Origin of the sequence: Thermocrinis minervae (assembly GCF_900142435.1) — a bacterium.
GTDB lineage: Bacteria > Aquificota > Aquificia > Aquificales > Aquificaceae > Thermocrinis_A > Thermocrinis_A minervae.
The window spans coordinates 154,077-174,359 of record NZ_LT670846.1; the positions used below are offsets into that span (position 1 = coordinate 154,077).

A 20,283-nucleotide genomic window follows, 5' to 3' on the forward strand; every position below is an offset into this window, starting at 1 on the left:
TATGCATGTTAACTTAAATTAAAATTATAACCATGGAAGGTTTAAAAACGTTAGTTGACTACGGTGTTATAGGTGTCCTCATGTTAATGAGCTTCTTTTCCCTTTCAAAAGGCTTGGAAAGACTCCTCTACTACAGAAAGGTAAGACTAGAAGACTACAGAACAAAACAAGAACTTGAAGTAGATCTAACGAGGGGGCTCTTCTGGATAGCTTCGGTGGCTTCAAACGCGCCTTACGTAGGCCTTTTGGGCACAGTGCTTGGTATAATGCTCACCTTCTACACCATAGGCTCGGAAGGTCTTGTACAAACCCAGAAGATAATGGTAGGTCTTGCTCTAGCTTTGAAAGCTACCGCTTTTGGGCTTAGCGTGGCCATTCCCTCATCAGTTCTCTACAACTATCTTCTCAGAAAAGTAAAGGAAAAGCTCCTCTTATGGGAGGTGAAGAATGGAAGATAAAGAATTTGACAGTTTAAACGTAGTTCCCTTCATAGACATCATGCTAGTTCTACTTACTATAGTTTTGGTAACGGCGAGCTTTATAGCCAGTGGAGCAATTCCTGTAAGTCTTCCTACTGCAAAAGGACAGGCCCAGCTTCAACAGAAGGAGATAAGGTTAGTGATTAGGAAAGATGGCACAGTTTTTTACGAAAACACCCAAGTCAATCTAGTAGACCTTGAAAGACTGCTAAGTCCTCTTGAGAGAAACCTTCAGATTTCTGTGTTTGCAGACAGAGACGCAAGGGTGCAGAAACTGGTTGACGTGCTAGATCTTCTTAAGAGGCTTGGCTTTCAGAAAGTACACATAAGGACACAAGAATCATGAACCACAGACTGAAAGCCTACACCATATCTCTACTAATACATAGTTCAATGCTAGCTCTTTTACTGACCTTCAGGCCAAACGTTCCAGTTGTAAAAGAGATAGATTTAGATCTATCCACGTACATACCCGAAAATCCTCAGAAGACAAACGCTGAAAGACTCAAGGAGGTGATCAAACGCCATACCCCTAACATTCACAGGCCACTGCTTGAAAATAAACCTCCTCACGAGGAGAAAGTAACCACAGTTAAGACGGCTGAAAAGGAAGCAGACCAGAAGCCACATGATGTCCAACCGATTACTTACCCAGTAAGCCAAAAGCAGGACGTACAGCATGGACAAAAACAGGAAAGTACTTCAGAGGGTGATAAGAAATCCAACAAATCCATAGAGTTGAGCTCCAAAGATACAAAATCATCGGATCAAAGAACAGAAAAATCCACAGAAGAAGAAAGGTTTTTAAAGGAACATCTGCAGATAATAAGGGAGATACTGCAAAAGAATACAAACTATCCACCTATTGCCAGGAAGATGGGATGGGAAGGTACAGTAATACTTTCCTTTAGACTTTGCGAAGACGGAAAGGTAGAGGATATAAAAGTAGAAAAGTCAAGCGGTTTTGAGGTTTTGGACAGAAGTGCTTTAGAAGCTGTTAAGAGGTGTAGCCATATGTTTCCTAAACCGCACGCGGCGGTTAGAGTGAAGGTTCCTATTAGGTTCCTTTTAGAATAGATTAAACCCCCGGGACGACCTACTTTCCCGTGCCGTTCGCCCGGCACAGTATCATCGGCGCTGGAGGGCTTAACTGCCGGGTTCGGAATGGAAACCGGGTGTTTCCCCTCCGCTATGGTCCCGAGGGAAGCAACTCAATAGGGTTGGTCACCCTGTGGGTGTGCAAGCCGAACGGGCTATTAGTACAGCTCGGCTTCACCCCTTGCGGAGCTTCCACCTGCTGCCTATCAACGTGGTGGTCTTCCACGGCCCTTCAGGGAGCCCTTATCTTGGGGTGGGCTTCGCGCTTAGATGCTTTCAGCGCTTATCCCGTAGCAGGATGGCTACCCGGCGCTACCTCTGGGGAGATAACCGGTACACCAGAGCCTGCCCCGTCTCGGTCCTCTCGTACTAGAGACGGACCCCCTCAAGGCTCCTGCGCCCGCGGCGGATAGGGACCGAACTGTCTCGCGACGTTCTGAACCCAGCTCGCGTCCCCCTTTAATGGGCGAACAGCCCAACCCTTGGGACCTGCTTCAGCCCCAGGATGGGGGGAGCCGACATCGAGGTACCAAACCTCCCCGTCGATGTGGGCTCTCGGGGGAGATTAGCCTGTTATCCCCGGAGTAGCTTTTATCCGCTGATCACCGGCCCTTCCCCGTGGAACCGGTGGGTCACTAGGCCCAGCTTTCGCCTCTGCTCGGCCTGTCGGCCTCACAGTCAGGCCCCCTTCTGCCCTTGTACTCTACGGCGGATTTCCGACCCGCCTGAGGGGACCTTTGGACGCCTCCGTTACCTTTTAGGAGGCAGCCGCCCCAGCTAAACTGCCCACCTGACACGGTCCCGGCCGTGGTTAACACGGCTCGGTTAGAACCCCAGCCTGCCCAGGGTGGTATCTCACCGGCGCCTCCATCCCTCCCGGAGGAGGGACTTCACAGGCTCCCACCTATCCTGCGCAGGACAGGCTAAGGTCCAATGCCAGGCTGCAGTGAAGCTTCACGGGGTCTTTCCGTCCTGCCGCGGGTAGCCGGCATCTTGACCGGCATTACAATTTCGCCGGGACTCTCCTCGAGACAGTGCGGCACTCGTTGGGCCATTCATGCAGGTCGGAACTTACCCGACAAGGAATTTCGCTACCTTAGGACCGTCAGAGTTACGGCCGGCGTTTACCCGGGCTTCGGTTCAGGGCTTGCACCCATCCCCTTAACCTTCGGGCACTGGCCAGGCTTCAGACCACATACATCCCCTTACGGGTTTGCGTAGTCCTGTGTTTTTGGTAAACAGTCGGCACCGCCCGGTCTCTGCGACCCACAGGAGCTTACACCGCGAGGGCTTCACTCCCATGGGCCCCCCTTCTTCCGAAGGTACGGGGGCAACTTGCCGAGTTCCTTGAGGAGAGTTCCCCCGACGCCTTAGGCTACTAACCCAGCCCACCTGTGTCGGTTTGCGGTACGGGCAGCGGTGCTTCAACGCCCGCGCCGTTGTTTCTCGTCAGTGTGGCGTCAGGGCAGTTACCCCATCGGCTCTCGGAGTATGGGGTGACGGATTTGCCTGCCACCCCCTCCTACTACCTTGGACCACCATCCCATAGGTGGCTGCCCCTAGCCTCCTGCGTCACGACTCGGGCTCCACACCGCTGGCGCGGGAATGTTGACCCGCTTCCCATCGGCTACGCCTTTCGGCCTCGCCTTAGGGTCCCGGCTAACCGGCGGCTGATTTACATTGCCGCCGAACCCTTGGGCTTCCGGCGGACGGGTTTCTCACCCGTCTTCGCTGCTACTCATGCCAGGATTCTCACTTCCGTGCAGTCCACCCCACCTTACGGTGAGGCTTCAACCCACACGGAACGCTCCCCTACCGCTGGCACCTCCCGGAGGAGGTGCCAACCCGCAGCTTCGGCACCGGGCTTGAGCCCCGCTAAATTTTCGGCGCACGGCCGCTCGGCCGGTCAGCTGTTACGCACTGTTTAAAGGATGGCTGCCTCTAAGCCAACCTCCCGGCTGTCTTAGCAGCCGCACATCCTTCCCCACTTAGCCCGGATTTTGGGGCCTTAGCTGGCGGTCTGGGCTGTTTCCCTCTTGTCCACCGGAGCTTATCCCCCGGGGACTGACTGCCACCCTACCTATCCCGGCATTCGGAGTTTGGCAGGGTTCGGTACCCCTTTCGGAGCCCTAGCCCAACCAGTGGCTCTACCTCCGGGAAGGAACGGGTGACGCTAGGCGTCGACCTATTTCGGGGAGAACGAGCTATCACGGAACGCGATTGGCTTTTCACCGCTACCCACACCTCATCGGACGGTTTTGCAGCACCGACCCGTTCGGGCCTCCAGACGGAGTTACCCGTCCTTCACCCTGGGCATGGGTAGATCGTTCCGCTTCGCGTCTGCCCCCGGCGACTAAAGCGCCCTATTCGGACTCGCTTTCGCTACGGCTTCCCCTAACGGGTTAACCTCGCCGCCGAGGACAACTCCCTGGCTCATTCTGCAAAAGGCACGCAGTCGGGCCGCAAGGACCCTTCCACTGGCTTGTGGACCCTGGGTTTCAGGTTCTATTTCACTCCCCTTTCGGGGTTCTTTTCACCTTTCCCTCACGGTACTATGCGCTATCGGTCTGCCCGGAGTACTTAGCCTTGGAGGGAGGTCCCCCCTGATTCCCACGACCTTTCACGGGGGCCGTGGTACTTGGGATCGTGCACCCGGGAGACTGCTCTCTCTTCGCCTACGGGGCTTTCACCCTCTATGGCGGAGCATTCCAGCTCACTTCGGCTGAGAGGCAGTTTTGTAACTCCCTGAGAGGCCGGCGGACCTCTCCGTGCACGTCCCGCAACCCCACATGGGCTAAGGCCGCCGCCATGGCACCCATGTGGTTTGGGCTGGTCCCCTTTCGCTCTCCGCTACTCGGGGAGTCTCGTTTTGATTTCCTTTCCTGGGGCTACTAGAAGGTTTTACTTCGCCCCGTATCGGCTCCGCGCTTGCGCGCGGATGACAGGGCTCAACGCCCTGCCGGGTTTCCCCATTCGGGCATCCGGGCCTCAACGGCTTTTTGCGCCTCCACCCGGCTTATCGCAGCTTAACACGCCCTTCATCCCCTCGGGCAGCCGAGGCATCCACCCAGGGCCCTTACTAACTTACACACCCACAAGGATGACCAACCCTATTCAGTTGCCAAAGGCAAACACATGGAGATGGTGGGATTTGAACCCACGACCTCCTGCTTGCAAAGCAGGCGCTCTCCCGCTGAGCTACATCCCCTTGCCCCAGATAATGGGCCTCGGTGGACTTGAACCACCGACCTTGCCCTTATCAGGGGCACGCTCTAACCAACTGAGCTAGAGGCCCTCAGCGGTGCTTAGGCACCTCAATAGGGAGGAAGAGCTCCTGATTTTTACCCGAAACTCCGTTTAAAGGAGGTGATCCAGCCGCAGGTTCCCCTACGGCTACCTTGTTACGACTTCGCCCCAGTTGCCAGCCTTCCCATCGTCCTCTGCCCCCACCCTTGCAGGTGGTTAGCCCGAGGGCTTCCGGGAAGACTGACTTCCGTGGCGTGACGGGCGGTGTGTGCAAGGCCCGAGAACGTATTCACGGCGGCTTAGCTGATCCGCCATTACTACCGATTCCGGCTTCATGAGGGCGAGTTTCAGCCCTCAATCTGCACCATGACCAGGTTTAGGGATTTGCTCCCCATTACTGGGTCGCTTCCCATTGTCCTGGCCACTGTAGCGCCTGTGTAGCCCCGGGCATAAAGGGCATACTGACCTGACGTCATCCCCACCTTCCTCCGGCTTATCGCCGGCAGTCCCCTTAGAGTGCCCGCCTTCCGGCGTAGCAACTAAGGGCAGGGGTTGCGCTCGTTGCGGGACTTAACCCAACATCTCACGACACGAGCTGACGACGGCCATGCACCACCTGTGGTGGGATTCCGTCCAGAGGACGGCACCCCTCGCTTTCGCAAGGGTTTCCCACCATGTCAAGCCCGGGTAAGGTTTTTCGGTTAGCATCGAATTGAACCAGACGCTCCACCGGTTGTGCGGGCCCCCGCCAATTCCTTTGAGTTTCAGGCTTGCGCCCGTACTCCCCAGGCGGGGCGCTTAACGCGTTAGCTCCGGCACTGCCCCAAAGGGACAACGCCTAGCACCCATGGTTTACGGCTGGGACTACCCGGGTATCTAATCCGGTTTGCTCCCCCAGCTTTCGTCCCTGACCGTCAGGACAGCTCCAGTAGGCCGCCTTCGCCACCGGTGTTCCTCCCGATATCTACGCATTTCACCGCTACACCGGGAATTCCGCCTACCTGAGCTTGCCTCAAGATGGGCAGTTCGGTTTGCCTTTCCACCGTTGAGCGGTGGGCTTTGACAAACCGCTTACCCATCCGGCTGCGGACGCTTTACGCCCAGTGAATTCGCGCAACGCTCGGGACCTACGTATTACCGCGGCTGCTGGCACGTAGTTAGCCGTCCCTTCCTCTGGGGGTACCGTCACGACCAAGGACTATTCGTCCATGGCCGCATCGTCCCCCCCGACAGGGGTTTACACCCCGAAGGGCTTCTTCCCCCACGCGGCGTCGCGGGGTCAGGCTTTCGCCCATTGCCCACGATTCCCCACTGCTGCCCCCCGTAGGGGTGTGGGCCGTGTCTCAGTCCCACTGTGGCCGGCCACCCTCTCAGGCCGGCTACCCGTCATAGGCTTGGTAGGCCGTTACCCCACCAACTACCTGATGGGCCGCGAGCCCCTCCTCGGGCGGTAGCATGCAGAGCAGAGGCCACCTTTCACCCTGAGCCTTAGTGACCCAGGGCATTATAGGGTATTAGCCCCCCTTTCGGAGGGTTATCCCCTTCCCGAGGGCAGGTTACTCACGTGTTACTCACCCGTTTGCCGCTCAGCACCCGCCCCGAAGGGCGAGCCTGCGCACGACTTGCATGTGTTAGGCACGCCGCCAGCGTTCGCGCTGAGCCAGGATCAAACTCTTCAATAAAACCCCAAGTTTTAGGAGCTCTTCCTCCCTATTCAGTTGCCAACTTCCTACGATGGCCCCTAGTAGGCCATCTAACTATTTATATTATATACCGAACTTCACTCTTTGTCAAGCTCTTTATATTTTATACCAGACCTTCTTCTTTGTCAACCCTTTTTCAAGGGGCTTTTGCAACCCCTCTGATACATACAACTTATTATTATAGCCCAATCAAAATTTTTGTCAAGGGGTTTTCAACACCCCTCCGTACACAACTGATTATATTATAGCATGCCTGATCCATCTGTCAAGTACTATGAGTATAATCTCTCCTTCTATGAGCTCCAAAGCTCGTATCTTGGTACTTAAGAGGTTCTTGGCCGGTGATGAAGACCTTATAGCAAAGGTTTATGGCATATTTGGGATAGAGAGCGCGTTTGTAAGAAAGGGAGTGCTGCCAGAGAGTCCTTTCTTTGGAATCTTTGAACCTTTCAACATGATGGAACTCTGCTTTGAAGAGAAAAATGGGATAGTAATCCCATTGGATGTTTCTGACCTTGAGCCTCTGTCTTACCTCTCCTTAGAGTCTTATCAGAGGTACCTGTGGATGTCTGCAGTAGCTTCCTTCATCCTTAAGTATGCACAGTTCTATGATGAAAAACTATTTAGTACGTTTACCTTCTACCTCAAGAAGAGAGTAACAAACGTAAAAGCTTTTTATCTTAGATTATTCATAGACTTTATGAACGCTTTAGGTATATACAACCTCAATGTGTTTGGTGAAGAAGAGAGAAGATTACTTCATATAATAGAAAGCTCAGATGAGAAGTACCTAAGTCGGCTAAAGATAGATGAACTTCTTTACAGGAAAACCTTAAAAGCCCTTGAGGAACGTATCCAAAACAGTCTGTAAGTTTAAGTCTTAACCTTCACAGAAGCGTGAGAGTACTGTTTGGATTATCTTACTCGTGGAGATGTCAAACTCAAAGGGAACCCTCTCTACTCTTCCACCGTAGGACATAACAAAGTCAGCACCTACTATGTTATGGATATCCCAGTCTTCTCCTTTTACCAAAACATCTGGCCTTATGGCCCTTATAAGTTTTTCTGGTGTGTCTTCTTCGAATATGACCACATAATCCACTGGCTTTAGGTTGTTTACCACATAAGCCCTCATGTGTTGAGGAATGATAGGTCTTTTGGGCCCCTTTATCCTTCTTATGGATTCATCTGAGTTTATAGCTACTATGAGGATATCTCCAAAACTCTTTGCCTTTGTAAGGTAGCTAACATGGCCTGCGTGGAGTATGTCAAAGCATCCGTTGGTGAACACTACTACCTTTCCTTTTCTCTCGCTTTCTAAAATCCTAAGCAAGTCTTCAAGGTTTAGTATCATGCTTCTAGGTAAGCTGCCCTTATAAGCTTTGAAAACTTTACTCCTCTAAGACTTTCCATATGATTAGCCAGTCTTTGAATTTCGTCCCCCTTTCCTCTCATAACTATCACCTCTAAACAATCGTGATGGCTGATGTGGATATGTAGGGAGCTTATGACTTTAATACGCTCCATATGTTGTATCTGTATGAGTTTGTCAGTTACCCCTTTTGTGTGATGATCGTATACGAGTACCATAACTCCGAATACTTCGCCCTCTTCCTCCCATTTCTTTTCTACCAACTTTTCCCTTATGAGGTCCCTTATAAACTCTGACCTGGAAGAATATCCTTTCTCAGTTAGCATATCATCAAGTCTTTGAAGGAGTTCCTTTGGTATGGAAATGCAAAACCTTTCCATAAGGCTTAAAATTTTATCCTATGTTAGACTGGCTATTGAGAAAACTCTTTGGAACAAAAAGCGAAAGAGAGGTAAAAAAGTTAAGAAAGTTTGTAGAGGAGATAGGAAAAAAGGAGAGAGAACTTGACGAACTCTCTAACAGGGAGCTAGTTGAGCTGTCTAGAGAGCTACACAGAAAGGTTTTAGATGATCATGAACTAAAGGAAGACATAATAAGAGGTAGGATAAGGGAAGAGGTGCTTTTGGCCTTTGCCCTGGTCCGTGAGGCTGGGAAGAGAACCCTTGGACTTAGGTTCTTTGATGTGCAGCTAATAGGTGGTCTTGTGCTACACCAAGGCAAGATAGCGGAGATGAAAACGGGAGAAGGAAAGACTTTGGTCGCCACTTCTGCTGTGTATGTAAATGCTCTCACGGACGAGGGTGTCCACGTGGTGACAGTAAACGATTACCTTGCCAGAAGGGACGCCACATGGATGGGGCCTATCTACAAGTTCTTTGACCTTTCGGTGGGTGTTATAAACTCAGACTACTCATCCTACAGGGTAGAGTGGGCTGACGAAGAACTTGCAAGAAAGGCTATAGAAGAAGATTGGAGAGTATGGCCTAAAGGGTACTTCGAAGAGGTTTTACCATCGGATAAGATAAACGTCTCGGCCAAAAAGGCATTCCTTACAAAGCTTGTACCATGCACAAGGAGAGAAGCTTACGAAGCACACATAACTTATGGCACCAACAACGAGTTTGGCTTTGATTACCTTAGAGACAACATGGCCTTCTCCTTGGATGAGATAGTACAGGTTAAGAACCATAACTACGCTATAGTGGACGAGGTAGACTCCATCCTCATAGATGAGGCCAGGGTACCCTTGATAATTTCAGGACCTTCTCAGATGGATACCTCCATTTACTATCTTGCAGACAGCATTGTAAGGCAGCTCAAAAAGGACATAGACTACATAGTAGATGAAAAAAATAGGACAGTTCTGCTTACAGAGGAGGGTATAAGGAAGGCAGAAAAGCTTGCTGGTGTTGATAACCTCTATGATATAAAGAACATAGAACTGTTACATGCTATAAATCAAAGCCTAAGAGCTCACAACCTCTTCAAGCGGGATGTGCACTACATAGTGAGGGACGGTGAGGTACTCATAGTGGACGAATTTACTGGAAGGGTTCTCCCTGGAAGAAGGTGGAGTGACGGACTCCATCAAGCTATAGAGGTGAAGGAAGGTGTTCCCATACAGCAGGAGAACCAAACTCTGGCGAGCATAACCTTCCAGAACTACTTTAAGCTCTACAGGAAACTGGCGGGTATGACAGGAACCGCAGAGACCGAAGCGTTGGAGTTTAAAGAGATATACGGACTGGATGTAGTAGTAATACCTACACACAAGCCTGTAAGGAGGAAGGACCACCCTGATGTGGTGTACAAGACTAAGAAGGAAAAGTGGCAGGCAGTGGTGGACATTATAAAAGAGGAACACAAAAAAGGAAGACCCATACTGGTAGGCACTGTATCCATAGAAGATTCTGAACATCTATCCAGGCTACTCCAGAAGGAAGGTATACCTCACAACGTCCTGAACGCAAAGCACCACGAGAGGGAGGCCGAGATAATAGCTCAGGCGGGCAGAGTAGGAGCTGTGACCATATCCACAAACATGGCAGGTAGGGGAACAGACATACTCTTGGGTGGAAACCCCGAATACCTGGCAAGGCAGATGCTAAAGGAAAGGGGTATAAACCCAGAAGAAGCAACTGAAGAACAATGGAAGGAAGCCTTAGAAGATGCGTACAAGATAACGGAAGAAGAGAAGAAAAAGGTAATAGAGCTGGGCGGTCTTCTGGTGATCGGTACAGAAAGGCATGAATCTAGAAGGATAGACAACCAGCTAAGAGGTAGGGCAGGAAGACAGGGAGACCCAGGAGAATCTAGGTTCATCCTATCCTTAGAAGATGATCTTCTGCGTATATTTGGCGGAGACAGAGTAAAGAAGCTCATGGACTTCCTCAAGATACCAGAGGGTGAACCAATAGAAAGTAGGTTGGTCACAAAGGCCATACAGAATGCACAGAAGAGGGTAGAAGCTCAAAACTTCCAGATAAGAAAAAGGCTCCTTGAGTACGACAACGTGATGAATATTCAGAGGAACACAGTTTACTCTATGCGTAGAGATATACTGGAAGGCAAGGACCTAGAAGAATATCTAAAGGAGTTTATACATGACGTGCTTGAAGCTAAGGTCAATGAACTACTCCCTGAGGATGAACCAGAACTTTGGAATGTAAAAGCTCTAGAAGAATACCTTCTTGAGTTGACTGGACAACCCATAAACATACCTCAGGTAAGGGACAAAGAGGAGCTAGTAGAAGTTCTAACGCAGGAACTGCTAGGCATAGTGGAAGAGAAAAAGCAAGAGCTTACAGAAGAAGTCTTTAAAGAGGCCTTAAGAGTGATCATGTTGCACACTCTTGATCAACTTTGGAGAGAGCACCTACACGTCCTTGACAGGCTAAGAGAAGGTATATACCTCAGGGGGTACGCTGCAAAGGATCCTCTAGTAGAGTACAAGAAAGAGGCTTTCTACATCTTTGAAAACATGCTGTTTAACTTCAAAGAAAGAACAGTCTCTGATGTTCTCAAAGTCAAAATAGCTTCCCCAGAAGAGCTTCAAGAAGAAGAATTAAAACAACAAGAAGAACATCAGAAGGTATTGCAGAGTGCAGTGTTGAGCACTGTAGAAAGTCAACCAGAACAAAAAGGACCACGGAAGAAAACCTTAAAGGAAAGGCTTCAGGAAAAGAAGAAAAGATGAAGGTTAAGGTAGTTAATCTCGGCTGTAGGAGTAACTTCTTTGATGGGAGTTTCATAGCCAAGCAGTTCCTAGACAAAGGATACACATTAACACAAGACATTGCTGACGTTTACATAATAAACACCTGCACCGTTACGCAGGGGGCTGACAGATCTTCAAGACAAGCTATCTACCAGGCAAGGAGAGAAAATCCCAACGCTCTGATTGTAGTTACAGGCTGCTACGCGCAGGTAAAACCTCAAGAACTTTCTTCCTTAAAGGACGTGGACCTCGTGGTGGGTAACAGCCATAAGGATGTAATACTCCCTTTGGTGGAGGAGCATTTTCAAAGCAAAGGGAAAGGCGTATACGTCGAAAACATCTTTAGGGTAAGCCAGGTTAAAAGCTTTGACCTTGTGCTTTACTTTGAGAAGTCTAGGCCTTTTTTGAAAGTACAAGAAGGATGTAATAGGTTCTGCTCTTTTTGCATCATACCCTTCGCAAGGGGCAAGGTTAGAAGCGTACCACTTCAAAGGGTCCTAGATCAGGTGAGACTCCTAGCACAGATGGGTTATCAAGAAGTTGTACTTTCTGGTACACAGCTCACCCAGTACGGTTGGGATATAGGTACAAACCTGTACGAACTTCTGAAAGAGATTGTAAAGATAGAAGGTATAGAACTCATAAGGCTATCATCCCTATATCCATCGGAGATAGATGAAAGACTACTAGACCTTATACTTTACGAAGAGAAGATAGCACCCCACTTTCACCTGTCCTTGCAAAGCGGTAGCGATAGGATACTAGCGCTGATGGAGAGAAGATACTCTGCTAAGGACTATGCAAAACTCGTAGAGACCATGGTAAGCAAAAGACCCATTGCCAACGTAGGTACAGACGTGATAGTAGGCTTCCCTACAGAGACAGATGAGGACTTCAAAGAAACCTACAAACTACTCGAAGAGCTACCCATAGGTTACATGCACATCTTCCCCTACTCCGATAGACCCTACACGAAGGCGAGTAAGATGACAGACAAGGTACCTGAACCTGTAAAGGAACAAAGGGTAGAAGTCTTAAAGGAACTTGATAAGCAGAAGAGAAAGCAGTTTATAGCTAAAAACCAAGGTATGGAACTGAGAGCTGTAGTCCTACAGGAAGGAAAACTCCTAACAGAGAACTACATAAAGCTTAGAGCAGAAGGCTTTAAAGAGACTGGAAAGTTAGTAAGAGTAAAGCTACTTCCTGAGTTTGTCTCTTATGACCTTTAAAAGCCTGTAACCTTCACGAACCTCGTCCGGGTACACTCTATAAGGGGAATACTTCTTTCTCAGGTAAAGCTCCACTATGTACTGAGCTTCTTTGTAGAAGCTCTCTTTTTGTATACTACGCAAAAGCTCTACAGGTAAAGCCTCTTTTAAGCCCAAGGTTTTCAAGAGTTCTCTGTAGAGGTTTTCTGGGGTTTTCCTCTTTTTCAAGTACAGGACAAGGAGGGAATACACTCCGTAGAGTGAGCCGAGAGCTACTAGAACTTTCAGAAGGTTCTTTCTAAACTTCTCACTGGATAGGCTTAGGTTCAAGCGTATGCTCTTAAAGAGCTCTATTTGTTTCTGCGCCGAAAAGCCAACTACGTTATTCTGCCAATAGGTGACCACTGCATCCAACAAAAGAGAGAAACGGGAGATTTCCTCCACTGATGTGTAAGGTGGTGTGGTGTCTATCCTCATCCAGCCTTTGCCTTTCACGTAGGCTTCTACCCACACATGGGCCATAGAGTTGGTCACTATTATGTAGTTACCGTTTGGGTTGTACACACCGCCTTTAAAACCACCTACCACTCTAGCTGGTACACCCATCAACCTTAGAAGTACAGCCGTAGCGCTGGCAAAGTATTCACAGTTTCCTTTCTTCTTTACAAATAGAAAGTACTCAAGAGGATCTCCAGAAGTCCCCTCCAAGTTTTGAGTGTAAGAGTAGTCTCTTTTAAAGTATTCAATCACTCTTCTAACCTTCTCCTCGTCGCTGCTGGTGTCCTTTTCCAAAAGTTGAGCCAATGACCTTATGCTCTTTGGGATGTTTGGTGGTAGATCTAAGTAATTCTCTGGTGGATTATCCTCGTATAGCTTCTCTTCTCCACTAACCACCACGTACTTTATAGGTCTGTTTATAAGATCCTGGGTTCTGAGTACGGAACCTGTGTAGGCCCATACCTGGGTTTTTATACCTTCCAACTTCTTCACATAGTAGGGAGTGTCCAAAGCTGGCAGGTAGTTATCGAAAGTAGGTTCAAGGACTATGGTGTACTCAATACCAGTATGTGGTTTTTGCGGAAACATCCGACTGTAGCTGTTTATCCACGCATTTCCTTGATAGTGATCAAACACGAAGACTCTCCAGTAAAGATCGGAGGGGTTTTTAACCTTTAGACCGAAGACCCTGAAGGCTACCGTGTTGTCCTGCTGTATCTGACCCACCTTTCCTAGTTCCACTTGCCTGGCAAGACCAGAAACGAGGTTCTTCTTACCACCTACAGCTATGTTAAACAAGGGCGTTTGACTTCTTGGGAGAGTATAAAAGAAGACTAGACTTAAGACAAACACACCCGCGATGAAAAGACCAGAGGCTAGCGTATAAACCTTTAAAAACCTATATTCCAGCCTAGTGTCCCCTAGATTCTTGTAGAGGTTTATGAAGAATACCCCCAGGACCGCCATAGATATAACCGTTAGGAAGAAGACAAGAAAGCTCAGGCTTATGTTGTAAAGGCTTGATATGGATAGAGCGAGTAAGGACAGGGTAAGCATCTGATACATGTCACGGGGTTTTTTATCCTCCCACGACTTTATCACCAGTAAGAGAAGTACAAGTTGGCTTATAGGTTCTACAAAGTTTTCAAAGCTTATACCAGATATGATGTAGAGAGAAAGTCCAACAGCCAAAAGGTTGAGGAACATCCTCCTCACAGGATATACACCCCTTACGTCAAAGAACACACCCACCAAGTAGAAGAAGAGCACCACAATAATACCCAAAAAGCCCAAGAGCTTATAGAGGGAGAGGATGGAGAGTATACAGGTTGTGTGTATTACAAGAAGGGTCAAACCCTTTGAGCTTTTGAAAACCATCGGGTTATTTCCCTGTGTACATCCCTATGGGCATAAACTCGGCATATGACTAAATCTTTCACGTTTGCCAGTATCTGGGAGACATCCCTCAGCCTTACCAAATCCTCCTTTCTTTCTACCCACACTTCCTCATCCATGAGCCTCTTTTTGCACACGTCAAACCTAAGGAGTTCTTCGGGGTACTTTTCAAGCAGAAACTCCTTTACCTGGGCAAATTCTTTTTCATCGGTCGTGGTGTAGACCTCTCTGTAGTGCTCCCTACCGAATATCCTTCTGACCTTCTCGTCTTCATAGTTCTTCATACAGTAGGAAATAAACTCTGCATCTGTAGAGAAATGGAGGTCTGCATCCTTCATGCTCTTTATAAGCTCGTTTAGGTGTATGCTCAGTATTCTGACCACCTTATGGAAGTACACTTGAGCGTACATAAAGTACCTACCAAGGAAGAAGTTCTCTAAGGGTGTTACAGCGCTGTAGCTTACACACAGCTTACCTTCTTGATGTCTTAGATGTGACAAGATCCTACCGTAGTCAAAAAGTCCGTAGGATGTCCCACAAAAGTAGGCATCTCTTCTGAGGTAGTCCATCCTGTCTGCACCCAAATCACCCACGACAATCTGAGATAGCTTTTTCTCCTCCTCGTTTTTGGGTTCTTTGAAGGCTATCCTACATACTAGCTCCATATCCTCAAAGCTAAAATCCTCCCTTAGCATATCTGCCATACGTTCCAGAACAAGGCTTTTCCCCAACTTCTCATGGTCCTTGTCTCCCAACAAAACTTCAGTGGTATGTGAAAAAGGTGGATGACCCACATCGTGAAGAAGACCAGCAAGCCTCACTATCTTGTAAAGCTTTTCGTCTGTATAACCGAGTGCCTTGTAGAGTTCACCAGCAAGGTGCATAACACCTAGAGAATGCTCAAACCTCGTATGTTGAGCTGAAGGAAACACCAGGTAACAAACACCTAACTGTTTTATATGCCTGAGCCTTTGGAGATAAAAGGAGTCTATGAGTTTAAGCTCATGGGGATACGCCCTTATAAAGCCATGAATAGGATCCGAAAACTCCTTTACCATCTAATGCTGTGTGTTTCCCTTAGATTCCAAAGATCTTATCTCCTTGATAGCTAGGTCAAACTGGTAGAGATGTTTCATCACCTCAGCTAGATGGTCGGCAGCCTTTTTGTAAAGCTCCTTTAGCCTTACATCCTCTGTTGATTGTGCCTTTTCCACAAGTCCTCTGTGAAAAAGTAAAAGGCTGTTTCTGAGCTCTGTAAAGTCCATTTTTTCCCTCCTTTAAGCTTCCTTATAAAGCTTACTATACTATCTATAACTTTTCTTAGCAGACCTCTCCTTTGTGTATGCTTTACAAACTCAAGCTTTATACTGTCTTTTAGCTTCCCTTTGTACATCATATAAAGGTCTTCTTTGAGCTTTTTAAGATTTATGCCGCAGTACACTTCACCAAAATCTTTTAGGGTACCTAAAGCTTGCTGTATGTAAAGCTTCTCTCCCTTTGATGTGTTGACCTTTATCAAAAGATCCAGAAGGTTAAAGAAAGACTTCTCAGAGGGATATCTCATAATGTATATGGATAGGAGTTCATGAAGTTCATCGTAGAGCTCCTCGTTGAAGAGGTACACACAGGTTAAAGCTGCATCCAGTATGCTTAATTTTCTGCCACCGGAAGCGATCTTGTTTATGACCATCCAATACTTTAAAACCTTTACGCTGAGTTCATCCAATCTGTTTACATACTCTTCTTTTAGGGTTATAAAACAAAGATCCTCTTCGGAGACCTTGTATATATCCTTTCCTTCGTAGACCCTGCCGTACATGTCGGATATAGCAAGGAGGTTGAGCTCTACAAGGATGTCCTTCCAGTTGGCCCTTGCTTTCTTAAAGCTTCCGCTGGCACAGGAAAGGTAGTCTGTAAGGCTTATGGACAGATTTCCTCTCCTTCTCACAAGCTGGAGATAGCACATAAGGTAGAGGAAAAGCTCCTTTTTGGAGGAGTCGTCCAGAACCTCTAAGAATAGGCTATGTATCCGGTCCCTCTCTTTTAGCTCCTCTAGCATAAGGAAAAATATAAAACAAAAGGCCCCCGCTGGGGCCAGAAGTTTAGTCTTCTAGGGTGGATATATCCCCTACAGGTAAGCCTAGCTCTCTTGCCTTTAGTACCCTTCTCATTATCTTACCGCTCCTTGTCTTGGGAAGCTTATCCACGAACTCTATCTCGTCTGGTACCGCTATGGGTCCGAGGACGTTCCTTACATGCTGCTTTATATCCTCTGCTAGTTTTTCAGAAGGTTCATAACCCTGCTTTAGTATGACGAAGGCCTTTATGCTCTCTCCTTTTATCTCGTGCGGTTTTCCTATTACGGCGGCTTCTGCTACGGCTGGATGGTCTACTAGTGCACTCTCCACTTCCATGGTCCCTATCCTGTGTCCTGCCACGTTTAGAACGTCGTCGGCCCTTCCAAGGATCATGATGTAACCTTCCTCGTCGTAGGTGGCTAGGTCTCCCGTAAGGTAAAAGCCTGGTATGGTGTTCCAATACTTTTCGTACCTTTCGGGTTCTCCCCAGCATGTCCTAAGCATGGAAGGCCAGGGGTTCTTTATCACCAGGTTACCTACTGTGTTAGGCGGCAGCTCCTTACCACTGCTGTCTACTACGGCTGCCTCTATGGTAAAGAAGGGTTTTCCTGCTTTGCCTGGCTTTGCAGGGTAAGAGGGTACGGTGGTTATCATATGGGCTCCAGTTTCTGTTTGCCACCAGGTGTCTACGATAACACACTTTTCCCTTCCTATATGTTTGTAGTACCAGTGCCAGGCCTCTGGGTTGATGGGTTCTCCTACACTTCCGAGTATTCTGAGGGACGACAGGTCGTACTTGGCAGGCCACTGCTCTCCATACTTCATGAACATCCTAATGGCAGTGGGGGCTGTGTAGAAGATGTTTACCCTGTACTTTTCTACGTAGCTCCACCATCTTCCTGGATCTGGGTAGTCTGGTGCTCCTTCGGTTATAAGGGACGTGGCTCCGTTGGCAAGTGGGCCGTAGACTATGTAGCTGTGACCTGTTATCCATCCTATGTCTGCCGTACACCAGTATATGTCATCTTCTTTTAGGTCAAAGACCACCTTGGTGGTGTAGTACGTACCTACCATGTACCCACCCGTGGTGTGGAGCACTCCTTTGGGCTTTCCTGTGGTTCCTGAAGTGTACAGGATAAAGAGGGGATCTTCTGCGTCCATCTCCTCTGGTGGACACTCGGGGGAGGAGCTCTTTACAAGGGTCTCAAAGTCTATAAAGGTGTTACCATCAAGCTCTGCATCCTTATCCCTGTCCCATACTACTACCTTTTCTACAAAAGTAAGTCCATCTATGGCCTTTTTAACGGTTGTAAGTAGGTCTATCTTCTTACCTCTCCTCTTGGTGTAGCTTGCCGTAAATACCACCTTTGCCTTTGCGTCTTCAATCCTTAACCTTAAGGCTCCCTCTGAGAAACCTGCAAAAACAACGCTGTGGATAGCTCCTATACGGGCACAGGCTAACATGGCGGCTATAGCTTCTATGGTATTGGGCATGTATATAGAAACCCTGTCACCTTTTTTCACACCGAGGGATTTAAGTCCGTTGGCTATCCTGCTTACAAGCTCAAGAAGCTCTCCGTAGGTTATCTTCTTCTCTTCATTATCTTCACCCACCCATATGTAGGCTACTTTGTTCCTCTTTCCGTTAAGCACGTGTCTGTCCAGGCAGTTGTAGCATATGTTTGTTTTTGCACCTACGAACCATTTGGCATAAGGGTAGTTCCACTCTAAGACCTTCTGCCATGGCTTGAACCAGTGTAGTTCTTGGGCTACCTTTGCCCAGAAGCCTTCCCTATCTTGGATAGACTCCTTGTAGAGACTCTCATAATCCTTTACCCAGGCACCTTCCACTATGTGTTTGGGTGGGTAATACTTCTCCTCGACTTTTAGGAGAACTTCATCCCTATCCATTTTTAAACCTCCCGAACAGAGTTTGAAAATTATTATAGTCATTTACCAACGATTTTGACGAAAATTCAAAAAGGTGTGATTTTAATCATAGCTTTTTGTGTTTAATACCTATCCGATTTCATTTTGTTAAGGCTATAAGAATATGAAAAAACTCGTATTGTCTTGACAAAAAACAAAAATTTTGTAAGATATCTCACAAATATCCTGTCGGGAGGTTACCATGAAGGAAATTTTACAATCCAAGGAGTTTGAGCAGCTGGTATCAGCAAAGAATACTGTGGCCTTTACACTTACGGCATTGGAGCTTATAGTCTACTTTGGTTTTATACTTTTGCTCGCTTTTAACAAGCAGATTTTTTCGATAAAGATAGGAGAAAGCATGCCCTTGGGAATACCCTTAGGCATAGGGGTAATCGTCATTTCTTGGATACTTACAGGAGTATACGTATACTGGTCTAACAAGGTCTACGATCAGAAGGTTCAGGAGATAAAGAAAAAGCTAGGGAGGTAAAGAACCATGCAGAAGACATCCCTTGGTCAACCCAACGCAGTAGCCATTTTTTTCTTCTTTCTCTTTGTGATAGTAACCCTTGCTATAACCTACTGGGCGGCTAAGAGAACTAAAACCGCCACGGAGTTCTATGCTGCAGGTAGGAGTGTATCGGGCTTTCAAAACGGCCTTGCCTTGGCCGGTGACTACATGAGCGCCGCCTCTTTTCTGGGTATTGCGGGTCTTGTGGCCCTCAAAGGATACGACGGGCTTATATACTCCATAGGTTTCCTCGTAGGTTGGCCCATAGTCATGTTCCTTGTGGCAGAACAGCTCAGAAATTTGGGAAAGTACACCTTTGCGGATGTAGTGTCCTACAGGTTGTCTCAAAAGCCTATAAGGATAGCAGCTTCTTTGGGTGCTTTGTCTACCGTCATCCTGTACTTGATAGCCCAGATGGTGGGCTCAGGAAGCCTTATAAAGCTTATGTTTGGAATACCCTATGAGTACGCTGTAGTGATAGTGGGTACCATAATGATAGCTTACGTGCTCTTCGGCGGCATGCTTGCTACAACGTGGGTACAGATAATAAAGGCCGCTCTACTCCTAGGTGGAGCTACACTCTTAGTTATCCTATCTCTGGCACATTACAACTTTGACTTAACTGGGATCTTCAACGATGCCGTAAAGAAGTATGGTGAAAAGGTTCTACTTCCCGGTGGTTTGGTAGCCAACCCATGGGACGCTCTGTCTTTGGGTATGGCCCTCATGTTCGGTACGGCTGGACTCCCCCACATACTCATGAGGTTTTACACGGTTCCAGACGCAAAGGAGGCCAGGAAGTCTGTCTTTTACGCCACGGGCTTTATAGGTTACTTCTACATACTTACCTTTGTAATAGGCTTTGCGGCTGCAGTCATAGTGGGTAGAGAAACCATAACCAGCATAGACAAGGGTGGAAACATGGCAGCGCTCCTACTCTCAGAAGCAATAGGTGGTACAGTTTTCTTGGGATTTATAGCTGCTGTTGCTTTTGCTACCATACTGGCCGTTGTGGCAGGTCTTACCCTCGCAGGAGCTTCCACGCTCTCCCACGACCTGTACGCAAACGTTGTAAGGGGCGGACACTCTTCCGAAGGGGAGGAAGTAAAGGTTGCTAAGATAGCTACCCTGGTGCTTGGTGTGATAGCCATACTCTTAGGAATAGCCTTTAAGGGTCAGAATGTGGCCTTCATGGTAGGTCTCGCCTTTGCCATAGCTGCAAGTGCCAACTTCCCAGCTCTTGTTATGTCCATATTCTGGAAGAAGTTCACCACAGCTGGAGCTGTAGGAAGCATACTGACTGGAACCATAGCCTCCGTAGTCTTGATAATACTTAGTCCCACCGTGTGGGTAGACCTACTCAAAAACCCTACCCCCATATTCCCATGGAAGAACCCAGCCCTCATATCCATGCCTTTGGCCTTCCTGGTAGGCATAATCCTATCTCTCCTAAAGCCTGAGAAGAGTGCTGAAGATAAATGGGAAGAGGAAAAGGTAAGGTCTTACCTGGGCATAGGAGCGGACTGATCCTCCTACCCGCCTGCCG

The 20,283-nt window shown here is 48.1% G+C and carries 15 protein-coding genes, 2 tRNA genes and 3 rRNA genes; 8 read left to right on the forward strand and 12 right to left on the reverse strand.

All coding sequences use genetic code 11. The features are described from left to right. Positions 1 to 32: 32 nt before the first annotated feature. Genes exbB through B5444_RS00805 form a run of 3 tightly spaced genes read left to right on the forward strand, consistent with a single transcriptional unit; the run spans position 33 to position 1,556 of the window. Positions 33 to 458: a TonB-system energizer ExbB gene (gene exbB, locus B5444_RS00795; protein ID WP_079653362.1), complete on the forward strand. Its 426-nt coding sequence runs from the start codon at positions 33 to 35 to the stop codon at positions 456 to 458. Then, on the forward strand, positions 448 to 825 hold the full coding sequence (locus B5444_RS00800) for an ExbD/TolR family protein (protein WP_079653363.1): 378 nt from the start codon (positions 448 to 450) through the stop codon (positions 823 to 825). The genes exbB and B5444_RS00800 overlap by 11 nt, the downstream gene beginning before the upstream one ends. Next, positions 822 to 1,556, forward strand: coding sequence for an energy transducer TonB (locus B5444_RS00805; RefSeq protein ID WP_079653364.1), 735 nt, complete (start codon positions 822 to 824; stop codon positions 1,554 to 1,556). The genes B5444_RS00800 and B5444_RS00805 overlap by 4 nt, the downstream gene beginning before the upstream one ends. 6 nt (positions 1,557 to 1,562) lie before the next feature. On the opposite strand, the gene rrf is transcribed toward B5444_RS00805, so the two are convergent. From rrf to B5444_RS00830, 5 genes are all read right to left on the reverse strand, one after another. Then, a 5S ribosomal RNA gene (rrf, locus tag B5444_RS00810) occupies positions 1,563 to 1,682 on the reverse strand. A 32-nt stretch (positions 1,683 to 1,714) separates the two neighbouring features. Then, positions 1,715 to 4,667 (reverse strand): 23S ribosomal RNA (locus B5444_RS00815). Between the two features lie 46 nt (positions 4,668 to 4,713). Beyond that, positions 4,714 to 4,785 (reverse strand) — tRNA-Ala (locus tag B5444_RS00820). Positions 4,786 to 4,798: 13 nt separating this feature from the next. Then, positions 4,799 to 4,872, reverse strand: a tRNA-Ile gene (locus B5444_RS00825). Between the two features lie 64 nt (positions 4,873 to 4,936). Beyond that, positions 4,937 to 6,505 (reverse strand): 16S ribosomal RNA (locus B5444_RS00830). Together the 16S, 23S and 5S rRNA genes with 2 tRNA genes alongside form the textbook arrangement of a ribosomal RNA operon. A gap of 295 nt (positions 6,506 to 6,800) precedes the next feature. On the opposite strand from B5444_RS00830, the gene B5444_RS00835 reads away from it, so the two are divergent. Then, entirely contained in the window at positions 6,801 to 7,397 is a 597-nt protein-coding gene (locus B5444_RS00835; RefSeq protein ID WP_154021705.1) for a recombination protein O N-terminal domain-containing protein, read from the forward strand. Between the two features lie 9 nt (positions 7,398 to 7,406). Here the strand turns inward: B5444_RS00835 and rfaE2 are convergent, their stop codons facing one another. After that, the gene (rfaE2, locus tag B5444_RS00840) at positions 7,407 to 7,880 is read right to left on the reverse strand and encodes a D-glycero-beta-D-manno-heptose 1-phosphate adenylyltransferase (RefSeq protein ID WP_079653366.1); all 474 of its coding nucleotides are present in this window, start codon (positions 7,878 to 7,880) and stop codon (positions 7,407 to 7,409) included. Then, on the reverse strand, positions 7,877 to 8,278 hold the full coding sequence (gene nikR, locus B5444_RS00845) for a nickel-responsive transcriptional regulator NikR (RefSeq protein WP_079653367.1): 402 nt from the start codon (positions 8,276 to 8,278) through the stop codon (positions 7,877 to 7,879). Before nikR ends, rfaE2 begins: the two co-directional genes overlap by 4 nt. 20 nt (positions 8,279 to 8,298) lie before the next feature. Here nikR and secA point away from each other — a divergent pair, with 20 nt between their 5' ends. Together secA and mtaB are read left to right on the forward strand one after the other, a co-directional pair. Beyond that, positions 8,299 to 11,094, forward strand: coding sequence for a preprotein translocase subunit SecA (gene secA / locus B5444_RS00850; protein WP_079653368.1), 2,796 nt, complete (start codon positions 8,299 to 8,301; stop codon positions 11,092 to 11,094). After that, positions 11,091 to 12,344 (forward strand): tRNA (N(6)-L-threonylcarbamoyladenosine(37)-C(2))-methylthiotransferase MtaB, encoded by a 1,254-nt coding sequence (gene mtaB / locus B5444_RS00855; RefSeq protein WP_079653369.1) that lies wholly within the window; start codon positions 11,091 to 11,093, stop codon positions 12,342 to 12,344. Before secA ends, mtaB begins: the two co-directional genes overlap by 4 nt. Here the strand turns inward: mtaB and B5444_RS00860 are convergent. The 5 genes from B5444_RS00860 to acs are packed head-to-tail and all read right to left on the reverse strand — an operon-like array spanning position 12,312 to position 18,205. Beyond that, complete coding sequence (locus B5444_RS00860) at positions 12,312 to 14,198, reverse strand: transglutaminase TgpA family protein (protein WP_079653370.1); 1,887 nt, start codon at positions 14,196 to 14,198, stop codon at positions 12,312 to 12,314. The two genes, mtaB and B5444_RS00860, sit on opposite strands and share 33 nt — an antisense overlap. Then, entirely contained in the window at positions 14,171 to 15,274 is a 1,104-nt protein-coding gene (locus B5444_RS00865; protein WP_079653371.1) for an HD domain-containing protein, read from the reverse strand. Before B5444_RS00865 ends, B5444_RS00860 begins: the two co-directional genes overlap by 28 nt. Next, positions 15,275 to 15,430, reverse strand: a complete 156-nt coding sequence (locus tag B5444_RS07620) for a hypothetical protein (protein ID WP_172838408.1) — start codon at positions 15,428 to 15,430, stop codon at positions 15,275 to 15,277. Continuing rightward, positions 15,400 to 16,275 carry a hypothetical protein gene (locus B5444_RS00870; protein WP_079653372.1) on the reverse strand — a complete coding sequence of 292 codons (876 nt, stop codon included), beginning with the start codon at positions 16,273 to 16,275 and terminating at the stop codon, positions 15,400 to 15,402. Before B5444_RS00870 ends, B5444_RS07620 begins: the two co-directional genes overlap by 31 nt. A gap of 43 nt (positions 16,276 to 16,318) precedes the next feature. Continuing rightward, positions 16,319 to 18,205: an acetate--CoA ligase gene (gene acs / locus B5444_RS00875; RefSeq protein ID WP_079653373.1), complete on the reverse strand. Its 1,887-nt coding sequence runs from the start codon at positions 18,203 to 18,205 to the stop codon at positions 16,319 to 16,321. A gap of 220 nt (positions 18,206 to 18,425) precedes the next feature. Here acs and B5444_RS00880 point away from each other — a divergent pair, with 220 nt between their 5' ends. Then, positions 18,426 to 18,716 carry a DUF485 domain-containing protein gene (locus B5444_RS00880; RefSeq protein ID WP_079653374.1) on the forward strand — a complete coding sequence of 97 codons (291 nt, stop codon included), beginning with the start codon at positions 18,426 to 18,428 and terminating at the stop codon, positions 18,714 to 18,716. Between the two features lie 6 nt (positions 18,717 to 18,722). Then, positions 18,723 to 20,264 carry a cation/acetate symporter ActP gene (actP, locus tag B5444_RS00885; RefSeq protein WP_079653375.1) on the forward strand — a complete coding sequence of 514 codons (1,542 nt, stop codon included), beginning with the start codon at positions 18,723 to 18,725 and terminating at the stop codon, positions 20,262 to 20,264. Positions 20,265 to 20,283 lie beyond the last annotated feature (19 nt).

Bases quoted from the DNA above. Each gene is read 5' to 3' on its own strand.
- acs (WP_079653373.1), bottom strand. From the start codon at position 18,205: ATGGATAGGGATGAAGTTCTCCTAAAAGTCGAGGAGAAGTATTACCCA.
- rfaE2 (WP_079653366.1), bottom strand. From the start codon at position 7,880: ATGATACTAAACCTTGAAGACTTGCTTAGGATTTTAGAAAGCGAGAGA.
- B5444_RS00800 (WP_079653363.1), top strand. From the start codon at position 448: ATGGAAGATAAAGAATTTGACAGTTTAAACGTAGTTCCCTTCATAGAC.
- B5444_RS00835 (WP_154021705.1), top strand. From the start codon at position 6,801: ATGAGTATAATCTCTCCTTCTATGAGCTCCAAAGCTCGTATCTTGGTA.
- mtaB (WP_079653369.1), top strand. From the start codon at position 11,091: ATGAAGGTTAAGGTAGTTAATCTCGGCTGTAGGAGTAACTTCTTTGAT.
- actP (WP_079653375.1), top strand. From the start codon at position 18,723: ATGCAGAAGACATCCCTTGGTCAACCCAACGCAGTAGCCATTTTTTTC.
- B5444_RS00805 (WP_079653364.1), top strand. From the start codon at position 822: ATGAACCACAGACTGAAAGCCTACACCATATCTCTACTAATACATAGT.
- B5444_RS00865 (WP_079653371.1), bottom strand. From the start codon at position 15,274: ATGGTAAAGGAGTTTTCGGATCCTATTCATGGCTTTATAAGGGCGTAT.
- B5444_RS00880 (WP_079653374.1), top strand. From the start codon at position 18,426: ATGAAGGAAATTTTACAATCCAAGGAGTTTGAGCAGCTGGTATCAGCA.
- exbB (WP_079653362.1), top strand. From the start codon at position 33: ATGGAAGGTTTAAAAACGTTAGTTGACTACGGTGTTATAGGTGTCCTC.
- B5444_RS00860 (WP_079653370.1), bottom strand. From the start codon at position 14,198: ATGGTTTTCAAAAGCTCAAAGGGTTTGACCCTTCTTGTAATACACACA.
- secA (WP_079653368.1), top strand. From the start codon at position 8,299: ATGTTAGACTGGCTATTGAGAAAACTCTTTGGAACAAAAAGCGAAAGA.
- nikR (WP_079653367.1), bottom strand. From the start codon at position 8,278: ATGGAAAGGTTTTGCATTTCCATACCAAAGGAACTCCTTCAAAGACTT.
- B5444_RS00870 (WP_079653372.1), bottom strand. From the start codon at position 16,275: ATGCTAGAGGAGCTAAAAGAGAGGGACCGGATACATAGCCTATTCTTA.